Genomic DNA, 26,651 nt, shown 5'->3' on the forward strand with positions numbered 1-26,651 from the left:
GACATTCGCCGGGTGACGGCTTAGCCGATGACGCCCGTTCAGTGATGGCCTGGAAGATCGCCCGGCGTGCGTTCCCCCGCGCGCCGGGTGAGACGTCGATGGGGCCGCGTCCGCGTCCCACCCCGCCGGTCTCCGCCGGATCTCGTTCGTCCCGGTTCCGGACGCGCCGCTGGAACCGTTGACGAGCATGCTCAGTGAGGATCGGCCGGGCGGGGGAAGTTACAGGATCGCGGTGGTCGGCTCGACCGGCTCCCCGGACGGGGGCGGCGGGCGGCGGTTGCGGCGGCGTACGTACCAGAGGCCGAAAAGGCCACCGCAGATGCCCGACACGCAGGTCCAGATCCACCAGCGGTAGTCGGGATCCGGCCGCGCGACCAGGAGGACGACCAGGGCGATGGCCCACAGACCCGTACCCACAAGGATCGTGAGCGTGTCGTTGGTCTTCAACGGCTGCAGATCCGGACGTCGTGGCTGGTTCACGCGCTCCAGACTAGGCGACGGCATCTCACTGTTCGCAAAACGGATTACGTGAAAGCGCGAATCCGTCTCGAAAGCATCACCATCGGCAGCCGGGCCTTCCGGGGAGGAGGGCTCGCTGTCACTCTGCGTGAGTGAACGATGTTAAAACTCCCAAAATAAGCGGAATTGACCGTTTCTTCTTCATCTCCGACCGGGGCTCGTCCGTGGGCCGGGAGGTGCGCGGCGGGTTCGCCACGTTCTTCACGATGGCCTACATCGTCGTGCTCAACCCCTTGATCATCGCCACCGTCAAGGACGCCGAGGGCCAGTTCATCGGCGACGGGAGCACGCCCAACATCCCGCTCGTCGCGGCCGGAACCGCCCTCGTGGCCGGGCTGCTCAGCATCCTGATGGGGGTCATCGGCAAGGTCCCCTTCGCGATGGCCGCGGGCCTCGGCCTGAACGCCTTCGTCACCTACGGCATCGCCTCGCAGATGTCCTGGGAGTCGGCGATGGGCCTGGTGTTCCTGGAGGGTGTGATCATCGCGCTCCTGGTGCTGACCGGGTTCCGTACCGCGGTGTTCAACGCCATCCCACCCCAGCTGAAGACGGCGATCAGTGTCGGCATCGGCCTGTTCATCGCCCTGATCGGCTTCGTGGACGCCGGATTCGTCCGCCGGGTGGCGGCCGGGCCGCCGCTGGAACTCGGCATCGCGGGCTCGCTGACCAGCTGGCCGATCCTCGTCTTCGTGGTCGGCCTGCTGCTGATCGTGCTGCTGGTGGCGCGCCAGACCAAGGGCGCCATCCTGATCGGCATCATCGCCACCACCGTCCTCGCGATCATCGTCGAGGCCGTCGCGAAGGTCGGGGCCTCGGTGACGCCGGGCCAGCCGCCGAACCCCGCGGGCTGGCAGCTCGTCGTTCCCCAGCTGCCCGAGCAGATCTTCGGCTTCAACAACCCGCTGGTGCTGTTCAGGGAGTTCGACCCGCTCGGCGCCTTCGGCTCCGTCTCGGTCATCCTGGCCCTGCTGCTCATCTTCACCCTGCTGATCACCGACTTCTTCGACACCATGGGCACGATCGTGGGCGTCGGCGGGCAGGCCGGGCTGATCAGGGAGGACGGCACCCTGCCCAAGACCCGCGAGATCCTCCTCGTCGACTCGATCGGCGCGGCGGCCGGAGGCGCGGCCTCCGTCTCCTCCAACACGACCTACATCGAGTCGGCCGCGGGTGTCGGCGAGGGCGCCCGCACCGGCCTCGCCAGCGTCGTCACCGGCGTGCTGTTCCTGCTGGCCATCTTCGTCTCGCCACTCGTCGCCGTCGTCCCCTACGAGGCCGCGGCTCCCGCCCTGGTCGTGGTCGGCTTCCTGATGATGACCGCCATCCGCGAGATCGACTTCACCGACTACGAGATCTCCATCCCGGCGTTCCTCACGATCGTCCTGATGCCGTTCACGTACTCAATAGCTACCGGAATAGGTAGTGGGTTCGTGACGTTCGTGCTGATCAAGCTGGTGAAGGGCAAGGCTCGTGAGGTCCACCCGCTGATGTGGACGGTCGCGGGGCTGTTCGTGATCTACTTCGCCCTAGGGCCGATCAAGGCCCTGCTCGGCCTCTGAGCAACGAGCCCGAGGCCGTCATGGTGATGGTGGAACCGATCGCCATGACGGCCTCTGACGGGTGGATCTGGATCGCGTCCACAAAGTCATGCGCTTACCGGTGACCTCAGTTCGTGCAGGTTGGATCGGTGATGCGGGAAAGATCCACGATCGTGTATCGCCCGCCGCCACCCTTCCAGAACACGATCGGCCCATCCGCTACCAGCGCGCCCAAACTGATCTCGTTCCAACCCTCCGGGTCTTTGGTCCGATCGGGGAACCCAAGCAGCGCGGCACTCCGGCTGCACCGGTCGTACAGCTGGGCCGAGGTCCCGAGATGGCTGCCTCCCCATACGTCGTTGCCGGGGGCGGTGGGGGGCCGAAGGAGAACGAACCTGTCTCGAATCGGAGGCACGAGGGGCAGGGAATCTCCGGGGACGATCGTGCGTCCGGAGCCGTCCACCCGCTGGATGGCGACCTTTTCCACCTCATGGGGTCGGGGCGTGACCTGTCCCACGCACCACACGGGCCCGCAGTCCAGAAACTCGACGTCGTCTCCGGGCTGCACTTTCTTCTCCTGGCGAGTGACCAGATTGACGACGGTCCGTTGTCGTCTGTCATAGGCCCATGGCCAGGAAGTGACGTTGAGATCCCGATCGGGAAAGATCTGCCCGACTTCATCTCCGGTGAGGGAAGTGCTCCAGATGCCTTCGGGGTCCCGCCAGATCACGAGATCGTCGGTGATCTCGAAGTCGCTGACAAGACCCCGTCCGGTGGACGGCAGCCGGATCATCATTTTCATCGGACCGCCTGATCGAGGAATGGTCCAAAGTTCCTCGCGGGGTTTTTCCTGGTACTGCGAGTCCGGTTTGTGGCGGTTGATCAGCAAGGTTATGTGCGTGGCGTTGATGGTCATGGACGAGAGGTGGATGTCGAAACACCCGTCGCAGGACGCCCACTTTGGTGTCGTGGCCAGGACGCGCTGGCGTCCCGTGCGGATGTCGAGGCTCAGGAACGCCGTACGAGACTCCCCGGCCATCACAAGGATCTCATCGGTGCTCAACATCGCGACAGGCCGTACGGTGCGGCCGTCCTTGAGCTTGTGGGGCAGTGTGAGGAGCGCTTCCGGCCACACATCGCTGATGGGGGCGAGCGCCGACACCGTAGGAAGCGGTTCGGGCGGTTGGTGTGACGTGCAGGCGGTTCCCGCACCGACAAGCAGTGTCAGCGCGAGGATGAACCGTCTCATGCCACGCTGAGGCTTCACCTGATGTCAGACGGATCAAGGTCAATGATGGTTCCGAGCTTGCCGTCGGACACGTCGATAGCCACCGGTATCGGTGCGGGGTTCGTGACGTATGTGTTGATCAACGCGGTCAAGGGCTCGGTCGAGTAGTCGAGGTGGCCCGAACTCGTCAACATCTCAAGAGGGCGGGTCACGCGGGCGAGGTGGGGTGTCGGAACGTGTACTCGTGCCGGTCGAAGTCGAGGGTCCAGGTGTATTTTTCGAGGAAGGAGTGGGACAGCAGGCCGTCGACGCGTACGCCGCCGAATGATGCCCAGGGCACGCGCCGGGTCGGGGTCGTGGCCACGAACTGGTCGTCCTGACGAAGCGGTCCCAGGTGGATCGGTTCGTCGACGGGGAAGTGCGGGCGGGCCGCGCGAGCCCGGCTCACGCCCCAGGAGCGGTATCGCCGCGCGGTCGTGTATAGGCATGCCTGGCGGGGCGGTGAGCCGTCCTCCTGGATGACATAGACCAGCCCGGAGTCGATGAAGAAATTGAGGTCCTGCCGGGTGCCGAAGCCGCCGCGGGCGAACATGTAGTGGTCCGCCCACAGGTAGAAGGGGATCCGGGCGAGCTCCGGGCGGTCGTCGAGAAGCGCGAGATGGTCGGCCGCCTGCCGTGGGTCTCGGCGTCGCGACAGGAGCAGTCGCCCGCGGGGATGGTCGATGGTGGCGAGAAACCGCTGCAGCACGTTGGTGCCGATGATGACGAGGTCCTGGTCGCCGCGCAGCGTCGGCATGGCCTCCACCGGCACATTGGTCAGTACGGCGTCGCCGAGCGTCAGCTCCCTGGCCGTCCCGGTGTAGAGGTCGGTCCGGGTCGTACCGTGGTGATTCTTTCCGCCGGGGGTCAGCCGGATGCCCAGCGCGTCGGCGCGCCGGGTTCCCATGACGAGGAACGTGCCGCCGGTGTCGATGTGGGCGCGTACGGGGTGGCCGTCGAGCGTGGCGTCCACGGCGGGCAGGTAGGGCGCCAGCGCGTGATCGGCGAAGGGAAGGACGGTCACGTGGTCGAGCTCGACGCTCAGCGGGTGATCCATCCGCGCCACGAGGTCGGGAGGCATCGGTCGTTTCCCCCCGCGCCGCTGTACGTGCGCGTGGGCCTCGGCCGGCCGGTCCAGATGCAGCAGGGCGTACGCGGCGGGTTCGTCCAGTTCCGTGCAGGCCGGACACAGGTGGCGAACGGCCTCGTAGTGGGTCAGCGCCTGCTCGTAGTCTCCGCGCACGTAGCTGGTCAGGAACCGGAGGTGCGCGTGCTGTCGTTCGTCGGCGTGCGCGGCCAGACGTTCGGCCTCGTCGATGTCCCCGCGCTCCCAGGCCCGCCACGCGGCGCGGTCGGACGCTCCTCGTGCGTGCCACCGGCGGGGGATCCAGCTCATTCCCCGGCCTCCCCGGTCGCTTGATCGCCTCTGGCGCCGAGGTCCAGGGCGGCCGCGATGATGGTGAGCAGCGGGACCAGCGCGTGGGCGGCGAGCTCGTACTCCCCTCGCCGGGGCTGGATGAGCAGGCCGGCCGCCTGTAACCCGCGTAGGTGGTGGTAGAGATGCCCGGTGGAGGTCGTCTCGCCGAGGACCTCCTGGAGCTGTGCGCGGGTGCGCGTCGTGCCGAGCACCGCGGTGAGCAGCGCGAGGCGCGCCGGGCTTCCAAGGCACTCCAGCACGGCGGCGGTACCCGATCGCTCCGCGCTGACGAGATCGCGAACGGGGTGCTGTTTGGCCCACAGGTACTCGCGGCCATCGCGGCCGACGGCTCCCGCGTACGCGATCGCGCCGGTCGCCTCCAGCGGTCCGGGAGCCTGTTCGCCGGCGCCGCCGATGTGCTCGCGTAGCCGGTCGAGCAATCGCAGGGGCGCGTCGCCGGTCGATCTTCCGGCCGCCCGCTCCTTCCGCTGGGCGACCGGCGCCGCCTCCAGCCGTTCCACCCGCCCCTCCAGAGCGGCGAGCCGCTGCTCCATCGTGTCCATTCGCACGCACCCTCAGGTTCTATCGAGAGATAATTCCGTAATTACGGAATAGCGTACATATGGTTTCTGTGGGGGGCAACGATCCGTACGCGCTCGACCGGTCATCCGATCTGGCGATCACCGCGTGCGGGGAAGGCCCTTCGCGGAGGGGTTCTCGCGTCCTCCGGCCGGGTGGTCGCCGCGCCGGGGGCCTTTCTCCGGACCTTTCCCCGGCGGCGGGTGGTTCTCAGTGCCTCGTCCAGATCCAGGCCGTACCGTTCTCGTCGAACGCGGGTTCGCCGCCGACTCCGATCACCCGGTCGGTGCCCGGAACCAGCGCGAGGTCGAAGACGGAGGGGGCGTTCTGGGTGTCGGGCACCGTCTCGTACGTCCAGCTCCGGCCGTCGTAGTGAAGCAGGATCCGCTTGTCCGACTGATCCCCGTAGTCCGCGGCGACCCAGGCTCCGCCGTGCCCGTCGGAGGTCACCGCGGAGAAGTGGACGAATCTCGCCGGGCCGTCGATCACGTTCCATCGCCGTCCGTCCCAGCGGATCACGACCGCCGCCCTGCCGCCCCCCGCCGCCCCCACCGCCCACGCCTCACGCGCCGAGACCGCCGCGATGTCGTTCAGGCCGGTCTTTTCGCCCTGCGGGGACGGTGGCATCGGCACGGTTTTCCAGCGGTCACCGTCCCAGCGCATGATCACCTCGCTGTCGTCCGGTCCTCGTCCCAGCGCCCACACGTCGCGCGGTCCCACAGCGCCGAACGCGTGGATTCCGACACCGGACGGCAGGGGGAACTCCGACCAGCCGGTCCCCGACCACCGCCTGAGGAAGGGACGCCAGGACTCGGGGGTCGTGGAGCCGTCCTCGCCGGTCGTCCCGGCGATCCAGACGTCGCGGGGCCCGGCGACGACGGCCGCCTCCAGCCGATGCGGGCCGGGACCGCTCATCCCGCCCCGCTTCGACCACCCGCCACCGTTCCGGCGCCACGCGCCGGTGTCGCCGAAGACCCAGACGTCGTCTCCGGACGAGGCGGACACCGCCCTCGCGGGGTACAGCCCGTCGGGAGGGGTGACGGGGCGCCAGGCGCGGCCGTTCCAGTGCACGAGGTGCGTGATCAGGTCACCTTCGCCGACGTTGCCCACCGCCCAGGCGTCATCGGGTGAGATCGCGACCACGCTGTTCATCTCGGCGCCCAGTCCGGGCAGTGTGGTCTCCGTCCACGTGGCCATGGCCGGGGCGGGGGTCGGATCGTTCACCCCGGGCAGCCACGGTGACGGGCGCGTGCCGGAAGGTGTCGCCGCCGTGGCGGACGGGCGGGCGGACGTACCTGCCGGATCACACGCCGTCACGGAGAGCACCAGCAACACCGGCGCCAGCAATCGCCTCATGGCAAGAAGATCTCACGGCTGACGACCCTTCCCGGGCGGTCCGGCCGGTGGATCGCGGTCGCCGACGTGCGCGACCCGAGGTCCGTGATCTCCCGGTTCCAGATCACGTCGGCAGGACGGTGGGTTCCGTTCTTCCGAAGAGGGACGGCAGGTCCACGAGGAGAACGTCACCACGACGGCGTGCGATCGCCACGAGGTCGGGGTGGAAGCCCTCCAGGGAGAAGAGCGCCAGCCGGGTTGAGGTGACGTCGTGTCCCTGGGTGCGAAGGATCTCCTTCAGCCGGTCGAGCCGTTCCAGGTCGGCGGGGCCTCGCCGTACGAGAGTGGCCTTCGCCTCCCCGATGAGCCCCACCGTGGCGCGGCCGGACCTCCGGTCCAGGGCGATGACGTCGATCTCGTGTTTGGCCCGTCCCCCCTGGTCGTTGATCACTGTCGAGGCGATCGTGCTCGTTCCCGCGCGGAGGGAGGGGTCGGTGTGGCGGCGGAGCCAGTCGCGCGAGCACTCCTCGAAATGGGGACCCAGGATGCGGGAGACGAAGGTGGGCTGAGATTCGCGCCACGCCTGAGTGGAGCCACCCGTCTCGATCAGGTCCCGTTTCGGAACGGTGATCAGGTTGTGGAAGCGGATGATGGGATCCGCGACGGTGATCACCGGGCGGCGCTCCCAGAGGGGGTCGGCCGAGTGGTCGAGGTAGCCCGAACTCGTCAGCGTCTCAAGGGGACGGGTCAGGGATGTGCGATCGCGTTCGACCAGACCGCCGATCTTCGTCGGACTGGTGGCGCCGGTGGCGACCGCGTTGATGATCGCGTAATGGAGCGAACTTCCGGTGAACCGCGGGTCCTCCCGCAGGAGGTACTCCGCCTCGCTACGAGAGAAGAGCGCCTGGCCGGGATTGAGAACCGTCGCCGGGATCCAGGTGTCGAACTCCCGCGGGGTCCGCGGCGAAGGTGACGAGGTCAGGTTGCGGTATCCGGGAGATCCGCCGAGCGTGGCGTGCAGTCGCAGGGCGGTCGCCGGGTCGTCGACGCCCCAGTGTCGCGCGGTGGTGCTCAGATCGAACGGCTGCAGGCGCATGTCGACGGCCGCCCGCCCGCGCAGTGCCTTCGTGCCGGACAGGAGGTCGTTCATCACGGACATGGCCGATCCGCAGACGATCACTCGTCCGCCCTCGTGGCCGTGCCCTGTCTGTGAACGGTCGTAGAGCAGCTGGAGCAGGCCGGGCAGCTCCGGAGAGTGCGTCATCCAGTAGGGCAACTCGTCGATGACCAGCAGTCCGGAAGCACCGCGTCGCCGGGTGGTCAGGCTGATCGCCGAATCGAGGAGAGACTCCCAACCGGCGTCGTCGCGGAAGAGGCCGGAGCTGACTCCCGCGTATCGCGCGAGGTCGTCGGCGAATCGGCGCCGCGCGGCCACCGTGCCCTCCTCGGCGACGGCGGAGACGTAGAGGCCGTCCATCGCGTCGGCCAGCGCGCGAAGGAGATAGCTCTTGCCGACACGCCGCCGTCCCGACAGGACTCCCAGCCGTAGATGAGGATCGGGATGCGTGACGAACTCGGTGAGCATGGCCCACTCGGAGTCGCGAGCAAGCAGCCGGGACGGTTTGGGCACGAATGTCTCCTAAACTGTAGGCTTTCAAGCATACAGTTCAGGTGGCGGTCGCGCCTGGATTCGCTGAGTCGGTCTTGGTCGTGAGCGCCGTTCCGTTCGGTGTCGGTTTTGTCGCGCATGCCCTGATCAAGGGCGGGGCCTGGACGGCCGTGGGCTGTTCGTCGGCTCGATCGAGCCGACGAACAGCCGCCGTGACGGCCGGGTTCGTGCTCAGTGCCCCCTGGGGCCGCCGGGGATCAGTCCGGCGCGGTACGCCTTGAGGACGGCGTCCGATTCGGCCTGGGTGAGCGTGCCGTCGGTGACGGCCGTCTTCAGCCGTTCGGCCAGGGCCGTCTCGGCCTCGGCACCGCGTTGCTGGCGGAGTGTCTCCAGCGCGGCGGTGACCTTGTCCGCGGTGACGCCGAGCTTGGCGGCCAGGGCCTCGGCCTGTTCCTGGAGGGCGGCCTTCCTGGCCTCGTCCGTCGGGGCGGCCGGACCGTCGGGGCCCTTGAGCCGGGCGGGTCCGCCCTGCCCTCTGAGCTCCTCCAGGGCCGCGGTGACCTTGGCCTCGTCGAGACCGAGGATCTCGGCGAGCTTGGCGGCCATCTCCCCGTGGTCGCCGCGACCGCCGTGGCCACCGCGCGGGCCGCGCTCCGGGCCGTCGAAGGCGGTGCCGGGGGTCGTCGCCGAGGACGACGGCGTGGGGGTGGGGTTGGTCGCCCAGGCCGCCACGGGGACGGCCAGCCCACCGGCCAGAGCGGCACCGACCCCGGCGATGATGATCATGCGCTTGGTGCGGTTCATGTAACTCCTTGTCCGATGTGGAGCACTTACCGGACCGATGCTCGGTGGACCACATGAGACCGCCCTCATCTCAACCTGAGAATCCCGTGAGATCCGGCCGGTGCCCGCCACGCGAAGACCCGCGCGGTCCCACGCTCTCCGGCGCCGTTTCTGTCGGCCCCTGTCCCTACGGTTCTCTACGGGCGATCACGTGACGAGAGCGGACCCGCGTCCCCCACGGGGGGCGCGAGACCACGAGGGAGATAAAATGGCCGACAGGGAACCGGTGACGGAGCTGGACGCTCGGTTCAGTTCCGAAGGAGCGACCCCCACGACGTGGGAAGAGGGGCGCGAGCGGCTGGAGAGCGCCGAGGTCTACTGGTTGACGACCGTGCGTCCCGACGGGCGCCCGCACGTCACTCCGGTGATCTCGGTCTGGCTGGACGGCTCGCCGCACTTCTGCACCGGCCCGGCGGAGCGCAAGGCCAAGAACCTCGCGGGCAACCCGCGCTGCGTCCTCACCACCGGGCGCGACGTCCTCGGCGAGGGGCTCGACGTCGTGCTGGAGGGCGACGCCGTGAGGGTGACCGACGACGCCGTGCTCCGGAGCCTCGCCGACGCGTACGAGGCGAAGTACGGCCCCGACTGGCGTTTCGAGGTGCGCGACGGCGGCTTCGAGGGCGACGGCGGCGAGGCCCTGGTGTACGAGGTCGTCCCCTCGAAGGCTTTCGGCTTTCGCAAGGGGGAGTACAGCCAGACCCGCTGGCGCTTCTAGCGGGCTCCTCCTCGCCCCGGGTTTCCGGGCCGGTCGAGGTCACCGGGCCCGGAAACCCGGGGTTGGCGTTCCCCTGTCCGTCTGGCACGCTGTACGGCCCGCGCCGAGAAGGAAACCCGCTGGAGGGAATCACGTGTATTCGTATATAGTTAGCAAAGGTAATGACCTACGCTAATGAATCACCCCAGGAAGGACCCCGTCGCGAGCCTGCGAAGCGACGCCGGTCTGGCTTCGGCTCTGCGCGTGTCACTGGCACGACTGAACAGACGCCTGCGCAGGCAGGCCGCGGTGCACTCGCTGACGCCCACCCAGCTCGCGACCCTCGCCGCAGTAGAACGGCATTCCGGGATAACCCCCGGCGAATTGGCCGAGCTGGAGAAGGTGCAACCGCCCTCGATGACACGCGTGATCGCCGTGCTGGCCGAGCGGGAGCTGGTGTCACGTACACCGCACCCGACCGATCGGCGCCAGGTGACCGTGGGCGTGACCGAGCAGGGCTCAACGCTGCTGAGGGAGGAGCGGCGCCTCAAGGAGGCGTGGCTGACGCAGCGGCTGAAGGAGCTGACACCCGAGGAGAGGGCGACGCTCCGGCAGGCGGCTCCAATACTGGAGAAGCTCAGCCGGATCTAGCCGACCCCGAGGAACCCGGGGCCCCGGCGGCCCCGTACGACGCCGGGGCATCCGCCGCGCCGGACGGAGAGCCGGACGCGCGGGGCCAAGAGGAGACAGACGGAGAGCCGGGCGCGCGGTCGCGGGAGGAGTCGGACGGTGAGCCGGGCGGGAGCCCGAGCCGGAAGTCCGGCGGGACGACCGGGAGAACCGGAAAGACCGGGAAGACCGGGCTGAGGGCGAGGGTCCGTCGGCGGCGGGCCGCGAGGGCCGCCGCCACCGCGCGCGAGCTCCAGGCCACCGAGAGCGGGACCGCCCAGCCCGTGCCCGAGACGCGGGGCGGGATGTTCCGGTCCCTGCGCGTCTACAACTACCGGCTGTTCGCGGCCGGAGGCGTGGTCTCCAACGTCGGCTCGTGGATGCAGCGCACCGCGCAGGACCTGCTGGTGCTCGACCTGACGAACGGCAGCGCCTTCGCGCTGGGCGTGACCGTCATGCTGCAGTTCCTGCCGTTGCTGCTCTTCGGCCTCTGGGGCGGCATGCTCGCCGACCGCTATCCCAAGCGGCTGCTGCTGATCGTCGCCCAGTCGCTCATGGGCCTGCTGGCGCTCACCATGGGCGTGCTCGTCGTGACCGGCTCGGCCCAGGTCTGGCAGGTGTTCGTGATGGCGTTCATGCTCGGCCTCATCGCCTGTGTCGAGGTGCCGACCCGGCAGTCGTTCGTCGTGGAGATGGTCGGCCGCAAGGACCTGTCCAACGCGATCGCGCTGAACGCGTCGAGCTTCAACCTGGCCCGCGTGGTCGGCCCGGCCGTCGCGGGTGTCCTGATCTACGCGCTCGGCGGCACCGGCCCGATCTTCCTGATCAACGCGCTCTCCTTCGCGGGCGTGCTCGCCGGTCTGATACTCATGCGTACGTCCGAGCTGACCACCCCCGAACCGGTGCCGAGGGCCAAGGGGCAGCTCCGCGAGGGCCTGCGCTACGTGATGGTGCGGCCCGAGCTGCTCATGCCGATACTGCTGATCGCCTTCGTCTCGCTGTTCTCGCAGTCGTTCTCGATGTCGATCGCGCTCATGGCGCGCCAGGTCTTCGGGGCGGGCGCGGCCTCGTTCGGGCTGGCCTCCAGCATGTTCGCGGTCGGCGCCCTGACGGGCGCGCTCATGGCGGCCCGGAGGGTGCGGCCCAGCCGGAGGCTGCTGGTCGGTGGCGCGGTCGCGTTCGGCGTGTTCCAGATCGTCAGCGGCCTGGCCCCGTGGTACCCCCTCTACCTGGTCTCTCTCGTGCCCGTGGGCATCGCGTTGATCTCGGTGAGCACCGCCGCCAACGCCAGCGTGCAGCTCGCCACCTCGCCGGAGATGCGCGGCCGGGTGATGGGGATCTACGTGCTCGTGTTCACCGGGGGAGCCCCCCTCGGCGCGCCGCTGCTCGGCTGGATCTCCGAGGTGGGCGGACCACGCGCGGGGGTCATGGTGGGCGGGGTGCTCACCCTGGTCGGCTCCGGGGTGGCCATAATGCTGACAAAGGTGATCGGCAGGAGGTCGCGTGCGGCTGTTCGTGGGATTGCTGCCGCCGCCACCGGTGCGCGATGAGCTCGTCCTCGCCCTCGAAGCCCACCGGCCGCGATGGCCGGGGCTTCGGTGGCTGGACCCGGCGACCTGGCATGTGACGCTGGCGTTCCTCGGGGAGGTGCCCGACCGGGTGCTGCCCGAGCTGCGGACGCGGCTCGCCGACCTCGCCGGGCGCCACGCGCCGATGACGCTGTCGCTCACCGGTGCCGGGGCGTTTCCCTCGGCCGGTGCGGCGCGGGTCTTCCTGACCGGCCTGGGGGGTGACCGTCCAGGGCTCGCCTGTCTGGCCGACCGGGTGGGCGCCGAGGCGCTGGCGGCCGGAGCCGGGCGGACGGACCGCCGGGAGTTCACGCCGCACCTGAGCCTGGCCAGGTGCCGCGCCGACACGGACGTGAGCCCTCTGGTCGAGACGTTCGGGGCGTTCTCCGGCACCGCGTGGGAGGCGAGGACGGTGCACCTGATGCGGAGTGACTTCGGGAGCGATTCCAGGGGTGACCTCGGGAGCGGGTCCCGTGGCGGGGCCGGGGTCCGCTACGAGACGGTCGGGGAATGGCACCTGACGGCGCGGGCACCCCGTGGGCAGAGCTAGGCTCCTGGGCGTGGATCGTCCCCGTCGCTGGCTGCTGCCCACGGTGCTCGCACTGCTCGTGCTCCTCGTGGTGATCGGCGCCCTGGTGTCCTAGCCGCCCGGCGGCCGTGTCCCGGCCGCCCCGCGTCGGCGTTCCCGAATCCCGTGGCGACGTTCCCGGGTTCGGCGGAGAGTCACCGGCTCACCGGCTACCAGGCGTAGTGCTCGGGTGCCGTCTTGAATCCGGGGAAGATCTCGTCCAGGCGGCCCAGGGCCTTCTCGTCCAGAACGATCTCCAGTGCCCTGGTGGTGCCGTCGAGCTGGTCGAGCGTGCGCGGCCCGATGATCGGCGCGGTGACGACCTTCTGGTGGAGCAGCCACGCCAGGCCGACGTTCGCCGGGTCCTCGCCCAGCTCGTCGCAGAACTCCTCGTAGCGCTCGATCTTGTCGCGGTGCTTCTCCAGCTGGGCGGTGATCTGCTCCGAGGCCGAACGCCCCTTGTCGATCTTCCGCAGGATGCCGCCGAGCAGGCCGCCCGCGAGCGGGCTCCACGGGATGAGGCCCACGCCGTAGTCCTCGGCCGCCGGGATCACCTCAAGCTCCGGCGCGCGGACGACCAGGTTGTAGTGGGACTGCTCGGAGACCAAACCGAGGCTGTTGCGCCGCCGCGCGCTCTCCTGGGCCTTGGCGATGTGCCAGCCCGCGAAGTTGGACGACCCCACGTACAGGATCTTGCCCTGCTGCTTGAGGATGTCCATGGCCTCCCAGAACTCGTCGAACGGGGTGTTCCGGTCGACGTGGTGCGCCTGGTAGAGGTCGATGTGATCGGTCTGCATCCGCTTCAGCGACGCGTCGGCGGCACGGCGGATGTTGAGCGCGGACAGCTGGCCCTCGTTGGGCCAGTCTCCCATCGAGCCGTAGAGCTTCGTGGCGACGACCGTCTTCTCGCGGCGCCCGCCTCCCTTGGCGAACCAACGGCCGATGATCTGCTCGGTGACGCCCTCACCCTTCTTCCAGCCGTAGACATTGGCCGTGTCGAAGAAGTTGATCCCCAGCTCGTGGGCGTGGTCCATGATCGCGAAGGAGTCTTCCTCCGTGGTCACGGGGCCGAAGTTCATCGTGCCCAGGCAGAGGCGGCTGACCTTCAGGCCGGTACGGCCAAGCTGCGTATAGTCCATACGCCCACACTAGGTACCTGGAGTGCACTCCAGGCGAGCTGGTTCACCGGGAAATCCGCGACGGCCGGACCCGCCGCGTCTGTGACGCCCGCGCGCGCCGCCGGGGCATGATGGCTGAATGCTGAGTAAGCCGGGGGAAGTCTTGGTTCGCGCGTTCGCGGTGGTCGGCCTGACCGCGACCGCGGTCCTCGCGGGCCAGGGCGCGTGGGCGGGTGAGGGGCACGGCGTCCGGGGAGACGCGGGGCACGGCGTACGGGCGGGCACGGCGCGTGAGGTGGAGCGCGGTGTGCGGGCGGATGCCGGTCGCGAGGCGGAGCGTGGCGTACGGGGAGGTGCCGGGCGTGAGGCGGAGCGCGGCGTACGGACGGGCGGCGTGCCGGAAGGTGCCGGTCGGGAGGCGGGGGACGGCGTACGAGTGGGCGGGGCGCGGGAGACGGGGGCGGACGGCGAGGGGCGGATCCTCTTCCGCTTCAAGGACAGCCGGATCACCGAGTCGAGCGGGCTGGCGGTCTCACCGACCGGCAAGGACGTCTACTACACCCACAACGACAGCTCCGCGGGACCGGTGTTCTTCGCGGTCGGCCCCGACGGGCGGACCCGCGCGACCTTCACCCTGCGCGGGGCGGCGTCCCGTGACTGGGAGGGCATGGCGGCTTCCACCGACCCGGCGACCGGCCGGGGGGTGCTCTGGTTCGCCGACATCGGCGACAACCTGGAAGGGGCATGGCCTGATATTTCCGTATACAAGGTGGCGGAGCCCACCACGCTGAGCGACGCCGTCGTCCCCGCCGTGCGCTACCGGTTCCGCTACGAGGACGGCGGGCACAACGCCGAGGGCATCATGGTGCACCCCCGCACCGGCCGCCTCTACATCGTGACCAAGCAGTTCGCCGGTTCCGTCTACCAGGCCCCGAAGCGGTTGCGCACCGACAGGGTGAACGTGCTCCGCAAAGTCGGCTCCGCGCCCATCATGGCCACCGACGCCGCCTACGCCCCCGACGGGTCGAGCTTCGTGATCCGCACCTACTTCTCCGCCACGGTCTACCGCGCCCCGGGAGAGCAGATCGCCAGGGTGACGATGCCGGAGCTGCAGCAGGCCGAGTCGATCACCTACACGCGCGACGGCAGATACCTGCTGACCGGCAGCGAGGGCAGCCGCAGCCCGGTCTACCGGGTGCCGTTGCCCGAGGAGGTCCTCGGCGCGGCGGCTCCCGAACCCACCTCCGCCCGGCGCCAGGCGGCCCCCACACCGACGTCCGGGGCGCCCACGCCGGTCGCCGCGGTGAGGGCCGATGAGGACGGTGGCGGTACGGACGCGGGGATGCCGATCACGGCCGTGCTCCTCTGGGTGGCCATCGCCGCGGGCGCCACCGGCGTCATCGTCCTGATCGCCCGCAACACCCGCTGAGAGAACTCCATCCGAGTCCCCGAAGACGCCGACGGTTCAGGAGGTTGCCCGGGGTTCAGCCGGGGGAGGTGTCGCGGCGGGCGGCGTGGTCGAGGGAGGTCGCCACGTCGGGGTCGACGGGAAACCAGGTGTAGAGACCGGTCATCTGCAGGAGGCGCCTGAGCACGTCCGACATCCCGGCGAGGCGTAGCCACCCGCCCGCCGCCGAGGTCATCCGCGCGCCACTCAGGAGTATCCGCAGCCCGGTGGAGTCGCAGAAGGTGATGCCCTCGGCGTCGATGACGATCCGCGGGCGGTAGTCGGAGACCAGTTGCTCGATGGTCTCCCTGAGCGACTCGCTGGAATTGCGGTCGATGTCACCCGCGACAGTGATCACCGTGCAGTCCGCGTGTCCGTGGTGGGCGACGCCGATGGAGAGTTCTCTGCTCATCGCCTCGTATCTCCACCCGGTGACGCGGTCGGTTTCGGCCGCCATCCGGCCTGATCAAGGTATACCCCTCCGCGCCACCAGGGTGGGCGACGGACGGGAGACATGTGCGTAACGGCTGTGCAGACCCACCGGCCGCTCCCGCCCCCGGAGCCGGTGCGAGGCGGGGTCTCATACCGAAAATGAATGACCGCATCGCGCTTTATTGCCCCGACATATTCGCGTATTCCTCGACCGGCCTGGACGTGTTTCCCGCATTGGCAATGACGGTTAAGAACCAGGCCGGTTATCCCTTCTCTTGCGGTGAGGATTGCCGCTAACTTTCGAGCATGCGCGTTTTGGTAACCGGAGCATCAGGTTTCGTTGGCTCGCATGCGGTCGCCGCGCTCCTCGCCGACGGGCACGAGCCGCTCCTTCTCATCCGCGATCCAGAGAAAACGCGCGAGGTGCTGGCCGCCGTCGGGGTGACGGAGGAGGTTCCCCTGCACCGGGCCGATATCCGTGACGCGGCGGCCGTGCGGGATGGGCTCGAACGGTGTGACGCGGTCATTCACGCCGCCGCGGAAATCGGGGTCATCGGCCGGGCCGGAGACCTGGACGGCACGAATGTGACCGGGGCGAAGAACGTCCTCGGGCAGGCCGTCGAACTCGGTCTCGACCCGATCGTGCATATTTCCACCGTTAGTGTCTTCGTGCCCCCAGCCGGGCCGGTGATCACTACGGAGAGCCCGCTCTCCACGCCGAGGAACGAGTACGGCAGGACCAAGATCTCCGCAGAACGCTACGCCAGGAGCCTCCAGGACCAGGGAATGCCGATCACGATCGTCTACCCGGCCGGGGTCACCGGGCCGTGCCAGCCCTCGCTGGACGCGATGGTGGAGGGCCTGCGCGCCGGGCTGGAACAGGGCTGGCCGATCACCGCGGGCGGTGCCAACATCGTCGACGTACGGGATCTGGCCGTCGTGCTCGCCCGCTGCCTCGAACCTGGGCGGGGGCCGCGCCGGTTCATGCTGGGCGGGCACTACCTCACCTGGGCGCAGCTCGCCGACGTCTGCGACGAGGTGACGGGAAACCGCTGCCGGAGGTTCAGGATCCACCGTTCGGTGCTGCGCGGCGCGGCGGCCGTGGGCGACGCGATGAAGCTGGTCAAGGAGATCGACTACCCGCTGACCAGGGACGCCGTCGAGATGATGGTCACGATGGTCCGCACGTACGACACCCCCACCCTGGAGGCGCTCGGCGTGGGGCTGCGGCCGGTCCAGGAGACCGTCGCCGACGCGCTGCGCTGGCTGGCACAGGAAGGACATCTCACGGCCGACAGGGTCGGGAGGCTGGCGGGTAGTGTCACGCGGTGACACGCCTTCCACCTTGACGGTGGCGACCATCTCAGATCACAGGGAACCACAGGGAACACAGGGAGGAGCCCGGCGATGAGGGTCGGGATCGTCGGCGCGGGAATCGTCGGGCTGGCCGTGGCCAGGGAGACGGCGCTGACCTACGGGGCCACCGTGACCGTCCTCGACAAGGAGGACCACGTCGGAGCCCACCAGACCGGGCACAACAGCGGCGTCGTCCACGCCGGGATCTACTACCGCCCCGGCTCGCTCAAGGCCAGGCTCTGCAGGGAGGGCGTGGCCCTGCTCAGGCAGTACTGCGCCGAGCACCGCATCCCGTACGACGAGGTCGGCAAGCTCGTCGTCGCCTCCACCGGGCCCGAGCGGCCCGAACTGCGGAGGATCGCCGAGCGGGCCCGCGCGAACGGGGTCCCCGGCATCGCCGAGCTCGACGCGCTGGCCCTGCGCGAGATCGAGCCCCACGCCGTCGGCGTGGGCGCCGTGCACTCCCCGCACACCGCGATCGCCGACTTCCCCGCCGTCGCCCGGCGCCTGGCCCTGGACGTGGAGGAGAACGGCGGCTCGGTGCTGCTCTCCCACCCGGTGCGCTCCGTACGGGAGACCGCGAACGGGGTGACCGTCCGGGCGGGGGAGCGGACGCTGGAGTTCGATCGGGTGATCGTCTGCGCCGGGCTGGGCACCGACACCGTCGCGCGGATGGCCGGGATCCCCGGCGACGTGCGGATCGTCCCCTTCCGTGGCGAATACTACGCGCTGGCCGGGGAGGCGAAGAGCCTGGTCCGCGGGCTGATCTACCCGGTTCCCGACCCGCGCTACCCGTTCCTGGGCGTGCACCTGACCCGCAGGATCGACGGCGAGGTGCTGGTCGGTCCGAACGCGGTCATGGCGCTGGCGCTGGAGGGCTACTCCTGGCGGGACGTCGACCTCGCCGACCTGGGCCGGATCCTGGCCTGGCGGGGCACCCGGCGGCTCGCGGCCAGACACTGGCGGACCGGGATCAGGGAGGTGGCCGGTTCGATGGGTAAAGGATCGTTCCTGCGGGCCGCGCGCCGCTACGTCCCGGCCCTGACCGGCGCCGACCTGGTCAGGACCACCGGGGGCGTCCGCGCCCAGGCTGTGGACGGGCAGGGCGGCATGCTGGACGACTTCGCGATCGACGTGCACGGCCGCGTCGCCCTCGTACGCAACGCCCCCTCACCGGCCGCCACATCGAGTTTGGCCATTGCCAGGCATATTGTGGGGTTAGCCTCTGTGTTGACCAGTTAACTGCTTTCTCATGTGGGCCGGTGAAAATAGACCAGTGACCGACTCACCCGAAGCCCGTCTGCTGATCGTCGAGGACGAGCCCAACATTCTCGAACTTCTGGCCGCGAGCCTGAGGTTCGCCGGGTTCGGCGTCAACACGGCGGGCAACGGCACGGACGCCGTCGCCGCCGTCCAACGGCACCGGCCCGACCTCATCGTGCTCGACGTGATGCTGCCCGACATGGATGGCTTCGACGTCGTACGGCGTCTGCGCGGCGGCGGCAGCGACACGCCGGTGGTCTTCCTCACCGCGCGTGACGCCACCGAGGACAAGATCCGGGGGCTGACCGCGGGCGGGGACGACTACGTGACCAAGCCGTTCAGCCTGGAGGAGGTCGTGGCCCGCATCCGGGCCGTGCTGCGCCGTACCGGCTCCGGCGACCTCGTCCCCAGGCCGCCCCGGCTGACCTTCGCCGACGTCGAGCTCGACGAGGAGAGCCACGAGGTGTGGCGCAGGGGCAAGGCGGTGTCGCTGTCGCCGACGGAGTTCAAGCTGCTGCGCTACTTCATGGCGAACGCGGGACGGGTGCTGTCCAAGGCCCAGATCCTCGACCACGTGTGGGACTACGACTTCAGGGGCGACGTCGGGATCGTGGAGTCCTACGTCTCCGTGCTCCGCCGCAAGATCGACAATGTCGAGCCGAGGCTGATCCAGACCCTGCGCGGTGTCGGGTACGTGCTGCGCTTACCACCGGCCTCGTGATGCTCAGCGCGACCCCCCTGCGGGTGAAGCTGATCGGCGTCATCCTGGTCCTGTTGACGATCGCGCTCGCCCTCATCGGCATCGGCAGCGTCTCGATCATGCGCGGTTACCTGATCGACCGCGTCGACAGCCAGATCGACCTGACCGTCGACTCCGCGCTGCGCCGCATGAACAACCGGGGCTCCGTCGCGCTGATGGGCAAGTCGATGCCGTCCGACGCCAGGCTGGAACTCCGTGGCAGGAACGGCAAGACCCTCGTCCTGCTCAGCGGCATCGACGTGGAGGGCAAGCCGGGGCCGAACGTGTCCTCCGGCCAGGTCGGCCACTCGTTCGAGAGCGGCGACTGGCGGGCCCGGGTGACCTCGCTGGACACCGGTGGAAGCCTCATCGTGGCCGTGGACATGGGCGAGGTACGGCAGATCGTCGGCCAGCTCGCGCTGGTGGAGCTGCTCGGCGGGAGCGGCCTGGTGCTGATGCTCGCCGGGGCCGGTGTGGTGATCATCCGCAGGAGCCTGCGCCCGCTGGAGGAGATCGAGCGCACCGCCGAGGCCATCGCCGCCGGAGACCTGGGCCGTCGTGTCCCCGACGCCGACCCGCGCACCGAGGTGGGCCGCCTCGGCCGGTCGCTGAACGGCATGCTCACCCAGATCGAGACGGCCTTCCGGGCCCGTTCCGAGTCGGAGTCCTCGGCCCGCAGCTCGGAGGAGCGCATGCGCAGGTTCGTCGCGGACGCCTCGCACGAGCTGCGCACGCCGCTCACCTCCATCCGGGGCTTCGCCGAGTTCTACCGGCAGGCGCCCGGCATCGACGCCGCGCCGCTGATGCGCCGGGTCGAGTCCGAGGCGGTCAGGATGGGCCTGCTCGTCGACGACCTGCTGATGCTGGCCAGGCTCGACCAGCAGCGGCCGATGGTCATGCGCCCGGTCGACCTGCTCGCCATCGCCGCCGACGCCGTCCACGACGCCCGCATCCTCGCCCCCGACCGCGATGTCAAGCTCTCGGTGGACGGCTCCGCGCTCATCGTCTCCGGCGACGAGGTACGGCTCCGCCAGGTCGTGGGCAACCTCATGACCAACGCGCTCACCCACACCCCGGAGGGCACTCCCGTACGGGTGGCCCTCTCCGGCGAGGACGGCATGGCCGTCATCGAGGTCGCCGACGAGGGGCCCGGCCTCACCCCCGAGCAGCGCGAACGCGTCTTCGAGCGGTTCTACCGCGCCGACTCCGCCCGGGGGCGGCGCGCTCCCGAGGACGGCGGGAGCGGGCTCGGCCTGGCCATCGTGGCCGCGATGGTCGAGGCCCACGGGGGTCGCGTCGACGTGGAGTCGGATCCGGGCAAGGGGGCGACGTTCCGGGTGATCCTTCCCCTCGCTCCTGAATCCGACTGAATCCCGTCTCTTTCACCCGACGGTCTCGCCTCTGAGCCCGACCTGATCTCATCTTGGATCGCCCGGTTTGCGCCTTCCGTTCCTGCTGTCCCCGCTTTCGGATCTTCTGGATCCCGTCTCCTCCACCTGGCGGTTTCGCCTCCGAGTGCGACCCGATCTTGTTTGGGATCCGCCCGGGGTACGCCTTCCGGTCCCGCTGTCCCGCCTCCTGAGCCGACTGTCTCGCCCTGGATTCGACTGCCTTGCCACCGGATCCCCCAGGATCCGGTGGTCCGGCCGGTCGCCGACGGGTTCAGGGGGTTCCGGTCCCGGGGTCAGGCCAGCTGCTGTCGGGGAACTCCCCCTCGGCCGCGCCGGGCAGTACCACCCGGTCGTTCTCGGACAGCCCGGAGGTGATCTCGACGTACCGGTCGCCGCGGACCCCCGTCTCCACGACCCGCTCGGCGCCGCCCCGCACGGTGACCTTGGAGACCCCACCCCCGGTCCGTACGGCCTGCGCCGGGACGTAGAGCGTCTCCGCGGACTCGGCGACGGTCACGGTGACCGAGGCGGTCTGGCCCACCAGGAGGTCCGCCGGGGGCTCGTCGAACGCGATCGTGACGCCGTACCTCACCAGCCGGTCGCTCGTGGTCGCGGTGGGCGCGATCCCCGTCACGGTGCCCGTGTACTTCTTCCCCTCCCGCGTGGCGAGGGTGATCGCCGCCTGCTGGCCCGGCTTCAGGCTGCCGACGTCCGACTCGGTGAACAGCGCCTCCACCTGGAGTTCGTCCAGGTCCCCGAGGGTGAGGAAGGTGCCGGTGCCCGCGCTGTCGCCGACCGCTCCGGCCACGGACATGACGGTGCCGTCGGCGGGGGCGACGATCCGCACGCCCGCGAGCTCCTCCGTGGCGTCGGTCAGTTCCGCCCGCGCCTGCTTCACGCGGGCCTCGGCCTGTTCCACGGTGAGCGTCCCCCGCCCGGCCCCGCCGTTCTGCTGGGGACCCTGCTGAGGACTCTGCGGGGTGTTCTGTCCGGTGTTCCTGTTCGGGGACGTGCCTCGGTCCGTTCCCGTTCCTGTTCCCGTGCTCGCGCTCGGCTTCGGGGTGGGGCAGCCGGTGGCGGTGGGCCTGGGGGTGGCGGTCGGTACGGCCGTGCCGGTGGGACGGGTGGGGCTCGCCGTCGGCCCGGGGTGCTCGCCGGGGCCGGTCGACGGGCCGGTGGTCGCGGGCGGCGGCCCGTTCCCGTCCGGCCTCGCGGTCACGGTGACCGTGGCGATGGCCGTCACGGTCACCGTCGGGGCGGCCGTCACGGTGACGGTGACCGTCGGCGCGGGCCGGGGAGAGCCCCCGCCCGGCCGCGCCGTCGCGGTCGGCGCCGGTGTCGCGGCCGGTGTGGCCGTGGGCGCCGAGGTCGGGGTCCTGGCGGACGCGGAAGAGGAATCCCGTACGGGAACGGAGGCGGGGTCCCGTACGGGAACGGGAGTGGGGGTGAGGGAAGGCGCCGTTGTGGGGTGGTACCCGGCGGGGACGATCCCGCCCGCGGGGACGACCCGCACCGCCCGCGCCGACCCGGTCGGCGTGGATGCCGGGGGCGGCGAGAGCGTGCGCGCGGGTGCCGAGGGGGGTGAGAGGAGCGTGCGCGCGGGTCCCGGCGTCCCGGTGGGGGCACCCGTTCCGGTCGGAGAGGTCGGAGAGGCCGGGGAGGGCGTGGAGGTGGCGCCCGCGCCCGGAGGCCGCGTCGCCGTGGGCTCGCAGCCCGTCTGCCGGGCGGGACCCGACCGGTCGGCCCCCGTCGGATCTCCTGTCCGCTCGGACCCCGTCTGGCCCCCCGTCTGGTCCGCCGTCTGATTCCCGCCCTGGTCCCCGGTCTGCCGCTTGGCCCCGGTCGTGCCCGTACTCTCCGGCGTGGTTCCCGCCGTGTCCAGCTCCTCCTCGGCCGCCGCGAGCTGTGCCTTCGCCGCGTCGTAGCGCTCGCGGGCGGGGGCGGAGCCGATCCTGGCGAGCACGTCCCCCCTGTCGACCCTGTCCCCGGCCTTGACGTAGACCTTGGTGACCGTCCCCGATCCGCCGAAGGCCAGGTCGCGGGTGCCGTCGTCCACGGTGCTGCCCGCGGCGGACACCGCGGCGGTCACCGTCCCGCGCCTGGCGGACGCCAGCTGCACCTGGGGTGCCTGGTCGGAGCCGCCGTCGAGCGCGACGATCGCCCCCGCGCCCACCAGGACGAGGGCGGCCAGGGCGAGCCCTCCCGTGCGCAGGTTCTTCGGGAGATGGGTCGGTCTCATGGCGGATATCCTGGACCGCCTGATTCACAGCATGCTCACAGGTCCCTGAAGGTTTGCTGTGCATCGTGGGCGGTACGACACGGTCTGCAGGAAACCTTCAGCCTTCGCCGGGGTGGGCCCAAGCCTGGTGCGCAAGGGTCAGGCGCTGTGAAGCTGTCGACCAAGCGCGGAGCGCTGATCGTGAACGGGACCCTGGGGGTCCTGTTGCTGGGCGGAGTGGTGATCGCCTACTCCTCCCTCGGCGGCGAGGCCTCGTCCGCCAACGCCGCGGTGCGGACCGTGCCGGTGACCCGGGCCACGGTCTCCGCCTCCGTCTCCGCCTCGGGGACCGTGGCCAGCGCCCGCGCGCGGGCGCTGGCCTTCGGATCGAACGGCACCGTCGAGAAGATCTACGTCAAGGTCGGGGAGAAGGTCACCGCGGGGCAGATCCTCGCCCGGCTGGACGACGACTCGGCGCAGGAGAGCCTGGACGCGGCCGCCGCCGCCCTCGACACCGCGGACGACGACACCTCGACCGCCGCGACCTACGCCCAGTACGTCACGGCGAGGAACACCTACCGGGCCGCGAGGCGCGCGGTGGACGGCACCGTCATCAAGGCGCCGTTCGCCGGTACGGTCACCGCCGTCAACGGCACGGTCGGCGGCTCCTCGGGCACCGCCTCCAAGGCCGCGACGAACGCGAACAACTCGGCCGGGGCCAACGCCAACGGCGCCAACGCCAACGCGAACGCCTCGGGCGGGTTCATCGACCTCGCCGACACCCGCAAACTCGAACTCGTCGGCTCCTTCACCGAGACCGACGTCACCAGGCTCAAGGTCGGCCAGGCGGCCTCCGTCGGATTCGACGCGCTCACCGGCGTCACCGCCTCCGGGAAGGTCACCCAGATCCAGCCGACCGCCACCACCAGCAACAACGTGGTCCAGTACCCGGTGACGATCTCCTTCACCAAGGTGCCGAAGGAGGTCAGGCTCGGCCAGACGGCCACGGTCGGGGTCGTCGTCCAGCGCGCGGAGGACGTGCTCGCCGTCTCCTCCACGGTGATCTCCACGGCGGGCGGGCGGAGCACGGTGACCGTACTGCGGGACGGCCGCCAGACGCCAGTCCAGGTGGAGACCGGGATCAAGGGCGACGCGCTCACCGAGATCAGGTCCGGGCTCGCCGAGGGCGACCAGGTGGTCCGCCCGGTGGTCACCGAGACCCCCCAGCAGGGCGGCTTCCCCGGCCTCGGCGGCGGTGGCGGTGGCGGTGGCGGCGGTCGCAACGGCGGGGGCGGCATGCGTCCCGTCGGGGGAGGGAACGGCCGATGACCGTCCCCGTCCTGTCCCTCACGGACATCACCAAGGTGTACGGCAGGGGAGACGCCGAGGTCCGGGCGCTGCGCGGGGTGTCCCTCAGCGTCGACCGGGGCGACTACGTCGCGATCATGGGCGCCTCGGGCTCCGGCAAGTCCACGCTCATGAACATCCTGGGCTGCCTGGACGTGCCCACCTCCGGTGACTACCGCATCGACGGCACCGACGTCGGCTCGCTGGACGAGCGCAGGCTCGCCGTACTCCGCAACCGGAAGATCGGGTTCGTCTTCCAGTCGTTCAACCTCATCCCCCGGATGAGCGCGCTCGCCAACGTCGAGCTGCCCATGGCGTACGGCGGGGTCGGCGCCGCCGACCGGCGGGCCCGCGCCCTGGCGGCCCTGGAGCAGGTCGGCCTGTCCGACCGGGTCCGCCACGAGCCGAACGAGCTCTCCGGCGGCCAGCAGCAGCGGGTGGCCGTGGCCAGGGCCCTGGTCACCGCGCCCGCCCTCCTGCTCGCCGACGAGCCGACCGGCAACCTCGACACCGCCTCCACCGGGGACGTGCTGGGCATCCTCGACGGGCTGAGCGTCGCGGGCAGGACGATCGTGATCATCACCCACGAGGACGACGTGGCCGCCCATGCCAAGCGGGTCATCCGCCTGGTGGACGGCCGGATTGTCGAGGACCGCCGCCAGGCCCCCGTCGACGGCCTCCCGCCGCGCATGCGGGAGACCCCGGTGCCCCGTACACCTGAGGCCCCGGCCGATGGTCTCCCGCCGCGCACGGACGCCCCGGTCGACGGCTTTTCGCCCCGTACGCCGGAGGTCACCGCGTGAGCCGCCTCGAAATCCTGAGGTTCGCGCTGCGCGGGCTGGCCGCCAACAAGCTGCGCAGCTTCCTGACCACCCTCGGCATCCTCATCGGGGTGGCGGCCGTGATCCTGCTGGTCGCCTTCGGCGAGGGGGCCTCGCAGAGCATCCAGCAGTCCATCCAGCGGCTCGGCGCCAACACCCTCACCGTCTCGGCGTCCTTCGCCGGAGGCGGAGGCGGTGGTGGCGGCGGTTTCGGAGGAGGCGGCGGTGGCGGCGGCAGGGCGGCCGGGGGCCAGAACGAGGGTCCGCGTACCCAGGCCAGGCAGCTCACCCTGGAGGACGCCAGGGCGCTGACCGACCGCGAACAGGTCCCCTCGGTGCGGAGCGTGTCGCCCGTGGTGACCGCGAACGCGGCCACCGCCGTCCACGAGGGCGCCAGCCACACGATCGCGCAGCTCGTGGGCACCTACCCCAGTTACTTCGAGGCCACGAACAAGCCCGTCGGGAGCGGCACCTACTTCGTCAACGACGACGTGCTCGCCGCCAGGAAGGTCATGGTCGTCGGACAGACCGTGGCCGACGAGCTGTTCGGCACGGCCGATCCGGTCGGCGGGCAGGTCAGCGTCTCCGGGGTGCCGTTCACGGTGATCGGGGTGCTCAAGGAGTCGGGCTCGGCGGGCATGCAGGACGCCGACGACGTGGCCATCGTGCCGCTGCCCGCCGTGCAGCAGAGCCTGACCGGGTTCGGCGCGCTCGGCTCGATCATCGTGCAGGCGACCGGCGCCGACACGACCGACTCCGCGCAGGCCGAGGTGACCGCCGTACTCAACCAGCGGCACGGCATCACCCCGACGGGCGTCGCGGACTACCGGATCCTGAACCAGGCCACCCTTCAGGAGACCGTCAGCTCGACCGTCGGGATCTTCACCGCCCTGCTCGGCGCGGTCGCCGCGATCTCCCTGCTGGTCGGCGGCATCGGCATCACCAACATCATGCTCGTCACCGTCACCGAACGGACCAGGGAGATCGGCATCAGGAAGGCCATCGGCGCCCCCAGGAGCGCGATCCTCGGCCAGTTCCTGCTGGAGGCGACGGTGCTGAGCCTGGTGGGCGGCCTGTCGGGCGTCGCGATCGCGTTCGCCGGTACCCGCTTCACGATCGCCGGGATCTCACCGGTGCTCGTACCGTCCTCGATCGCGCTCGCCCTCGGTGTCTCCGTAGGCATCGGGCTGTTCTTCGGCGGCTACCCGGCCAACCGGGCGGCCAGGCTCCGGCCCATCGAGGCCCTGCGTCACGAGTGACCCGTACGGCATACGCGGCATATGCGGCTTAGGTAAGGAGAGAAACATGGGCGGCAACGCCGACGAGACGGTCCCGGCGGGGAGGTCCCTGGAGGGTTCCCCGTTCCGGGGGGACCTGGACAGCGAGCTGGCGGCCCGGCCGCCGCGCCGCCTGTCGAAGCTCACCCTCGTGCTGGGCGCCGGGGTGATGCTCGTGGCGGGGGTGATCGTGGGCATCCAGGCGCAGAAGGCGATGGGCGGCCCGTCCGGCGTCCCCGCGGGCGTGATGCGCCAGGCCGGGACGGGCCCCGGCGGGTTCGGCGGCGGCCAGGGCGGCCAGGGCCGTCAGGGAGGTCAGGGAGGTCAAGGGGGCCAGGGAGCGGGTCAGGGCGGTGGCGGCCGGGGTGGGATGACCGTCGGCACGGTGCAGCGGGTCGAGGACGGCAAGGTCTACGTCCAGACGGTGGACGGCTCGGTCGTGACCGTGAACACCACGGACGAGACGTCCGTACGCGTCACGAAGGAGGGCAAGGTCGGCGATCTCAAGCCCGGAGGCGCGGTCGTCGTGCGCGGCGCCACGGCCGACGACGGCTCGGTGACCGCGACCGCCATCAACGAGGGCGCCGGGCGCCGCTGAACCGGTACGCGGCGGCCGGTGCGGGCCCGTCCCCGGAA

General features: G+C 70.4%; 24 protein-coding genes. 14 read left to right on the forward strand and 10 right to left on the reverse strand.

What is annotated here, in order from left to right:
• Positions 1 to 219: 219 nt before the first annotated feature.
• Positions 220 to 480 (reverse strand): DUF2530 domain-containing protein, encoded by a 261-nt coding sequence (locus ACW9TB_RS19065; RefSeq protein ID WP_472749348.1) that lies wholly within the window; start codon positions 478 to 480, stop codon positions 220 to 222.
• 131 nt (positions 481 to 611) lie between these two features.
• On the opposite strand from ACW9TB_RS19065, the gene ACW9TB_RS19070 reads away from it, so the two are divergent.
• A complete protein-coding gene (locus ACW9TB_RS19070; RefSeq protein WP_472749349.1) occupies positions 612 to 2,078 on the forward strand; it encodes an NCS2 family permease in 1,467 nt (488 codons plus the stop codon).
• A gap of 106 nt (positions 2,079 to 2,184) precedes the next feature.
• Here the strand turns inward: ACW9TB_RS19070 and ACW9TB_RS19075 are convergent, their stop codons facing one another.
• The 6 genes from ACW9TB_RS19075 to ACW9TB_RS19100 all read right to left on the reverse strand — a co-directional run bounded on the left by ACW9TB_RS19075 (position 2,185) and on the right by ACW9TB_RS19100 (position 9,068).
• Complete coding sequence (locus tag ACW9TB_RS19075) at positions 2,185 to 3,306, reverse strand: hypothetical protein (protein ID WP_472749350.1); 1,122 nt, start codon at positions 3,304 to 3,306, stop codon at positions 2,185 to 2,187.
• A 187-nt stretch (positions 3,307 to 3,493) separates the two neighbouring features.
• Positions 3,494 to 4,720: an aspartyl protease family protein gene (locus tag ACW9TB_RS19080; RefSeq protein ID WP_472749351.1), complete on the reverse strand. Its 1,227-nt coding sequence runs from the start codon at positions 4,718 to 4,720 to the stop codon at positions 3,494 to 3,496.
• Positions 4,717 to 5,304 carry a hypothetical protein gene (locus ACW9TB_RS19085; RefSeq protein WP_472749352.1) on the reverse strand — a complete coding sequence of 196 codons (588 nt, stop codon included), beginning with the start codon at positions 5,302 to 5,304 and terminating at the stop codon, positions 4,717 to 4,719. Before ACW9TB_RS19085 ends, ACW9TB_RS19080 begins: the two co-directional genes overlap by 4 nt.
• Before the next feature lie 226 nt (positions 5,305 to 5,530).
• Positions 5,531 to 6,676, reverse strand: coding sequence for a beta propeller repeat protein (locus ACW9TB_RS19090; protein WP_472749353.1), 1,146 nt, complete (start codon positions 6,674 to 6,676; stop codon positions 5,531 to 5,533).
• Between the two features lie 103 nt (positions 6,677 to 6,779).
• Positions 6,780 to 8,285 (reverse strand): ATP-binding protein, encoded by a 1,506-nt coding sequence (locus ACW9TB_RS19095; RefSeq protein WP_472749354.1) that lies wholly within the window; start codon positions 8,283 to 8,285, stop codon positions 6,780 to 6,782.
• 210 nt (positions 8,286 to 8,495) lie between these two features.
• Positions 8,496 to 9,068, reverse strand: coding sequence for a hypothetical protein (locus tag ACW9TB_RS19100; protein ID WP_472749355.1), 573 nt, complete (start codon positions 9,066 to 9,068; stop codon positions 8,496 to 8,498).
• Positions 9,069 to 9,315: 247 nt separating this feature from the next.
• Between ACW9TB_RS19100 and ACW9TB_RS19105 the strand changes: the two genes are divergently transcribed.
• The 4 genes from ACW9TB_RS19105 to thpR all read left to right on the forward strand — a co-directional run bounded on the left by ACW9TB_RS19105 (position 9,316) and on the right by thpR (position 12,588).
• On the forward strand, positions 9,316 to 9,822 hold the full coding sequence (locus ACW9TB_RS19105) for a pyridoxamine 5'-phosphate oxidase family protein (RefSeq protein ID WP_472749356.1): 507 nt from the start codon (positions 9,316 to 9,318) through the stop codon (positions 9,820 to 9,822).
• Positions 9,823 to 10,059: 237 nt separating this feature from the next.
• Entirely contained in the window at positions 10,060 to 10,452 is a 393-nt protein-coding gene (locus tag ACW9TB_RS19110) for a MarR family winged helix-turn-helix transcriptional regulator (protein WP_472749480.1), read from the forward strand.
• Between the two features lie 302 nt (positions 10,453 to 10,754).
• On the forward strand, positions 10,755 to 12,020 hold the full coding sequence (locus tag ACW9TB_RS19115) for an MFS transporter (protein WP_472749357.1): 1,266 nt from the start codon (positions 10,755 to 10,757) through the stop codon (positions 12,018 to 12,020).
• The gene (gene thpR, locus ACW9TB_RS19120) at positions 11,974 to 12,588 is read left to right on the forward strand and encodes an RNA 2',3'-cyclic phosphodiesterase (RefSeq protein ID WP_472749358.1); all 615 of its coding nucleotides are present in this window, start codon (positions 11,974 to 11,976) and stop codon (positions 12,586 to 12,588) included. Before ACW9TB_RS19115 ends, thpR begins: the two co-directional genes overlap by 47 nt.
• A 188-nt stretch (positions 12,589 to 12,776) precedes the next feature.
• Here the strand turns inward: thpR and ACW9TB_RS19125 are convergent, their stop codons facing one another.
• Entirely contained in the window at positions 12,777 to 13,745 is a 969-nt protein-coding gene (locus ACW9TB_RS19125) for an aldo/keto reductase (RefSeq protein WP_472749359.1), read from the reverse strand.
• A gap of 118 nt (positions 13,746 to 13,863) precedes the next feature.
• Here ACW9TB_RS19125 and ACW9TB_RS19130 point away from each other — a divergent pair, with 118 nt between their 5' ends.
• Complete coding sequence (locus tag ACW9TB_RS19130) at positions 13,864 to 15,153, forward strand: hypothetical protein (protein ID WP_472749360.1); 1,290 nt, start codon at positions 13,864 to 13,866, stop codon at positions 15,151 to 15,153.
• 55 nt (positions 15,154 to 15,208) lie between these two features.
• Here the strand turns inward: ACW9TB_RS19130 and ACW9TB_RS19135 are convergent, their stop codons facing one another.
• Positions 15,209 to 15,583, reverse strand: coding sequence for an STAS domain-containing protein (locus ACW9TB_RS19135; protein ID WP_472749361.1), 375 nt, complete (start codon positions 15,581 to 15,583; stop codon positions 15,209 to 15,211).
• A 326-nt stretch (positions 15,584 to 15,909) separates the two neighbouring features.
• On the opposite strand from ACW9TB_RS19135, the gene ACW9TB_RS19140 reads away from it, so the two are divergent.
• From ACW9TB_RS19140 to ACW9TB_RS19155, 4 genes are all read left to right on the forward strand, one after another.
• Positions 15,910 to 16,935: an NAD-dependent epimerase/dehydratase family protein gene (locus ACW9TB_RS19140; protein WP_472749362.1), complete on the forward strand. Its 1,026-nt coding sequence runs from the start codon at positions 15,910 to 15,912 to the stop codon at positions 16,933 to 16,935.
• Between the two features lie 75 nt (positions 16,936 to 17,010).
• Positions 17,011 to 18,201, forward strand: a complete 1,191-nt coding sequence (lhgO, locus tag ACW9TB_RS19145) for an L-2-hydroxyglutarate oxidase (protein ID WP_472749363.1) — start codon at positions 17,011 to 17,013, stop codon at positions 18,199 to 18,201.
• 34 nt (positions 18,202 to 18,235) lie between these two features.
• Positions 18,236 to 18,943, forward strand: coding sequence for a response regulator transcription factor (locus tag ACW9TB_RS19150; protein ID WP_472749364.1), 708 nt, complete (start codon positions 18,236 to 18,238; stop codon positions 18,941 to 18,943).
• Positions 18,943 to 20,331, forward strand: a complete 1,389-nt coding sequence (locus ACW9TB_RS19155; protein WP_472749481.1) for an ATP-binding protein — start codon at positions 18,943 to 18,945, stop codon at positions 20,329 to 20,331. The genes ACW9TB_RS19150 and ACW9TB_RS19155 overlap by 1 nt, the downstream gene beginning before the upstream one ends.
• A gap of 292 nt (positions 20,332 to 20,623) precedes the next feature.
• Here the strand turns inward: ACW9TB_RS19155 and ACW9TB_RS19160 are convergent, their stop codons facing one another.
• On the reverse strand, positions 20,624 to 22,591 hold the full coding sequence (locus tag ACW9TB_RS19160; RefSeq protein ID WP_472749365.1) for an efflux RND transporter periplasmic adaptor subunit: 1,968 nt from the start codon (positions 22,589 to 22,591) through the stop codon (positions 20,624 to 20,626).
• Between the two features lie 147 nt (positions 22,592 to 22,738).
• Here ACW9TB_RS19160 and ACW9TB_RS19165 point away from each other — a divergent pair, with 147 nt between their 5' ends.
• The 4 genes from ACW9TB_RS19165 to ACW9TB_RS19180 are packed head-to-tail and all read left to right on the forward strand — an operon-like array spanning position 22,739 to position 26,613.
• A complete protein-coding gene (locus ACW9TB_RS19165; RefSeq protein ID WP_472749366.1) occupies positions 22,739 to 23,899 on the forward strand; it encodes an efflux RND transporter periplasmic adaptor subunit in 1,161 nt (386 codons plus the stop codon).
• Positions 23,896 to 24,720 carry an ABC transporter ATP-binding protein gene (locus tag ACW9TB_RS19170; RefSeq protein ID WP_472749367.1) on the forward strand — a complete coding sequence of 275 codons (825 nt, stop codon included), beginning with the start codon at positions 23,896 to 23,898 and terminating at the stop codon, positions 24,718 to 24,720. Before ACW9TB_RS19165 ends, ACW9TB_RS19170 begins: the two co-directional genes overlap by 4 nt.
• Complete coding sequence (locus ACW9TB_RS19175; protein WP_472749368.1) at positions 24,717 to 25,997, forward strand: ABC transporter permease; 1,281 nt, start codon at positions 24,717 to 24,719, stop codon at positions 25,995 to 25,997. Before ACW9TB_RS19170 ends, ACW9TB_RS19175 begins: the two co-directional genes overlap by 4 nt.
• 46 nt (positions 25,998 to 26,043) lie before the next feature.
• On the forward strand, positions 26,044 to 26,613 hold the full coding sequence (locus ACW9TB_RS19180; RefSeq protein WP_472749369.1) for a hypothetical protein: 570 nt from the start codon (positions 26,044 to 26,046) through the stop codon (positions 26,611 to 26,613).
• The last annotated feature ends 38 nt before the right edge of the window (positions 26,614 to 26,651 follow it).

This window comes from Streptosporangium sp. H13245 (assembly GCF_055690525.1).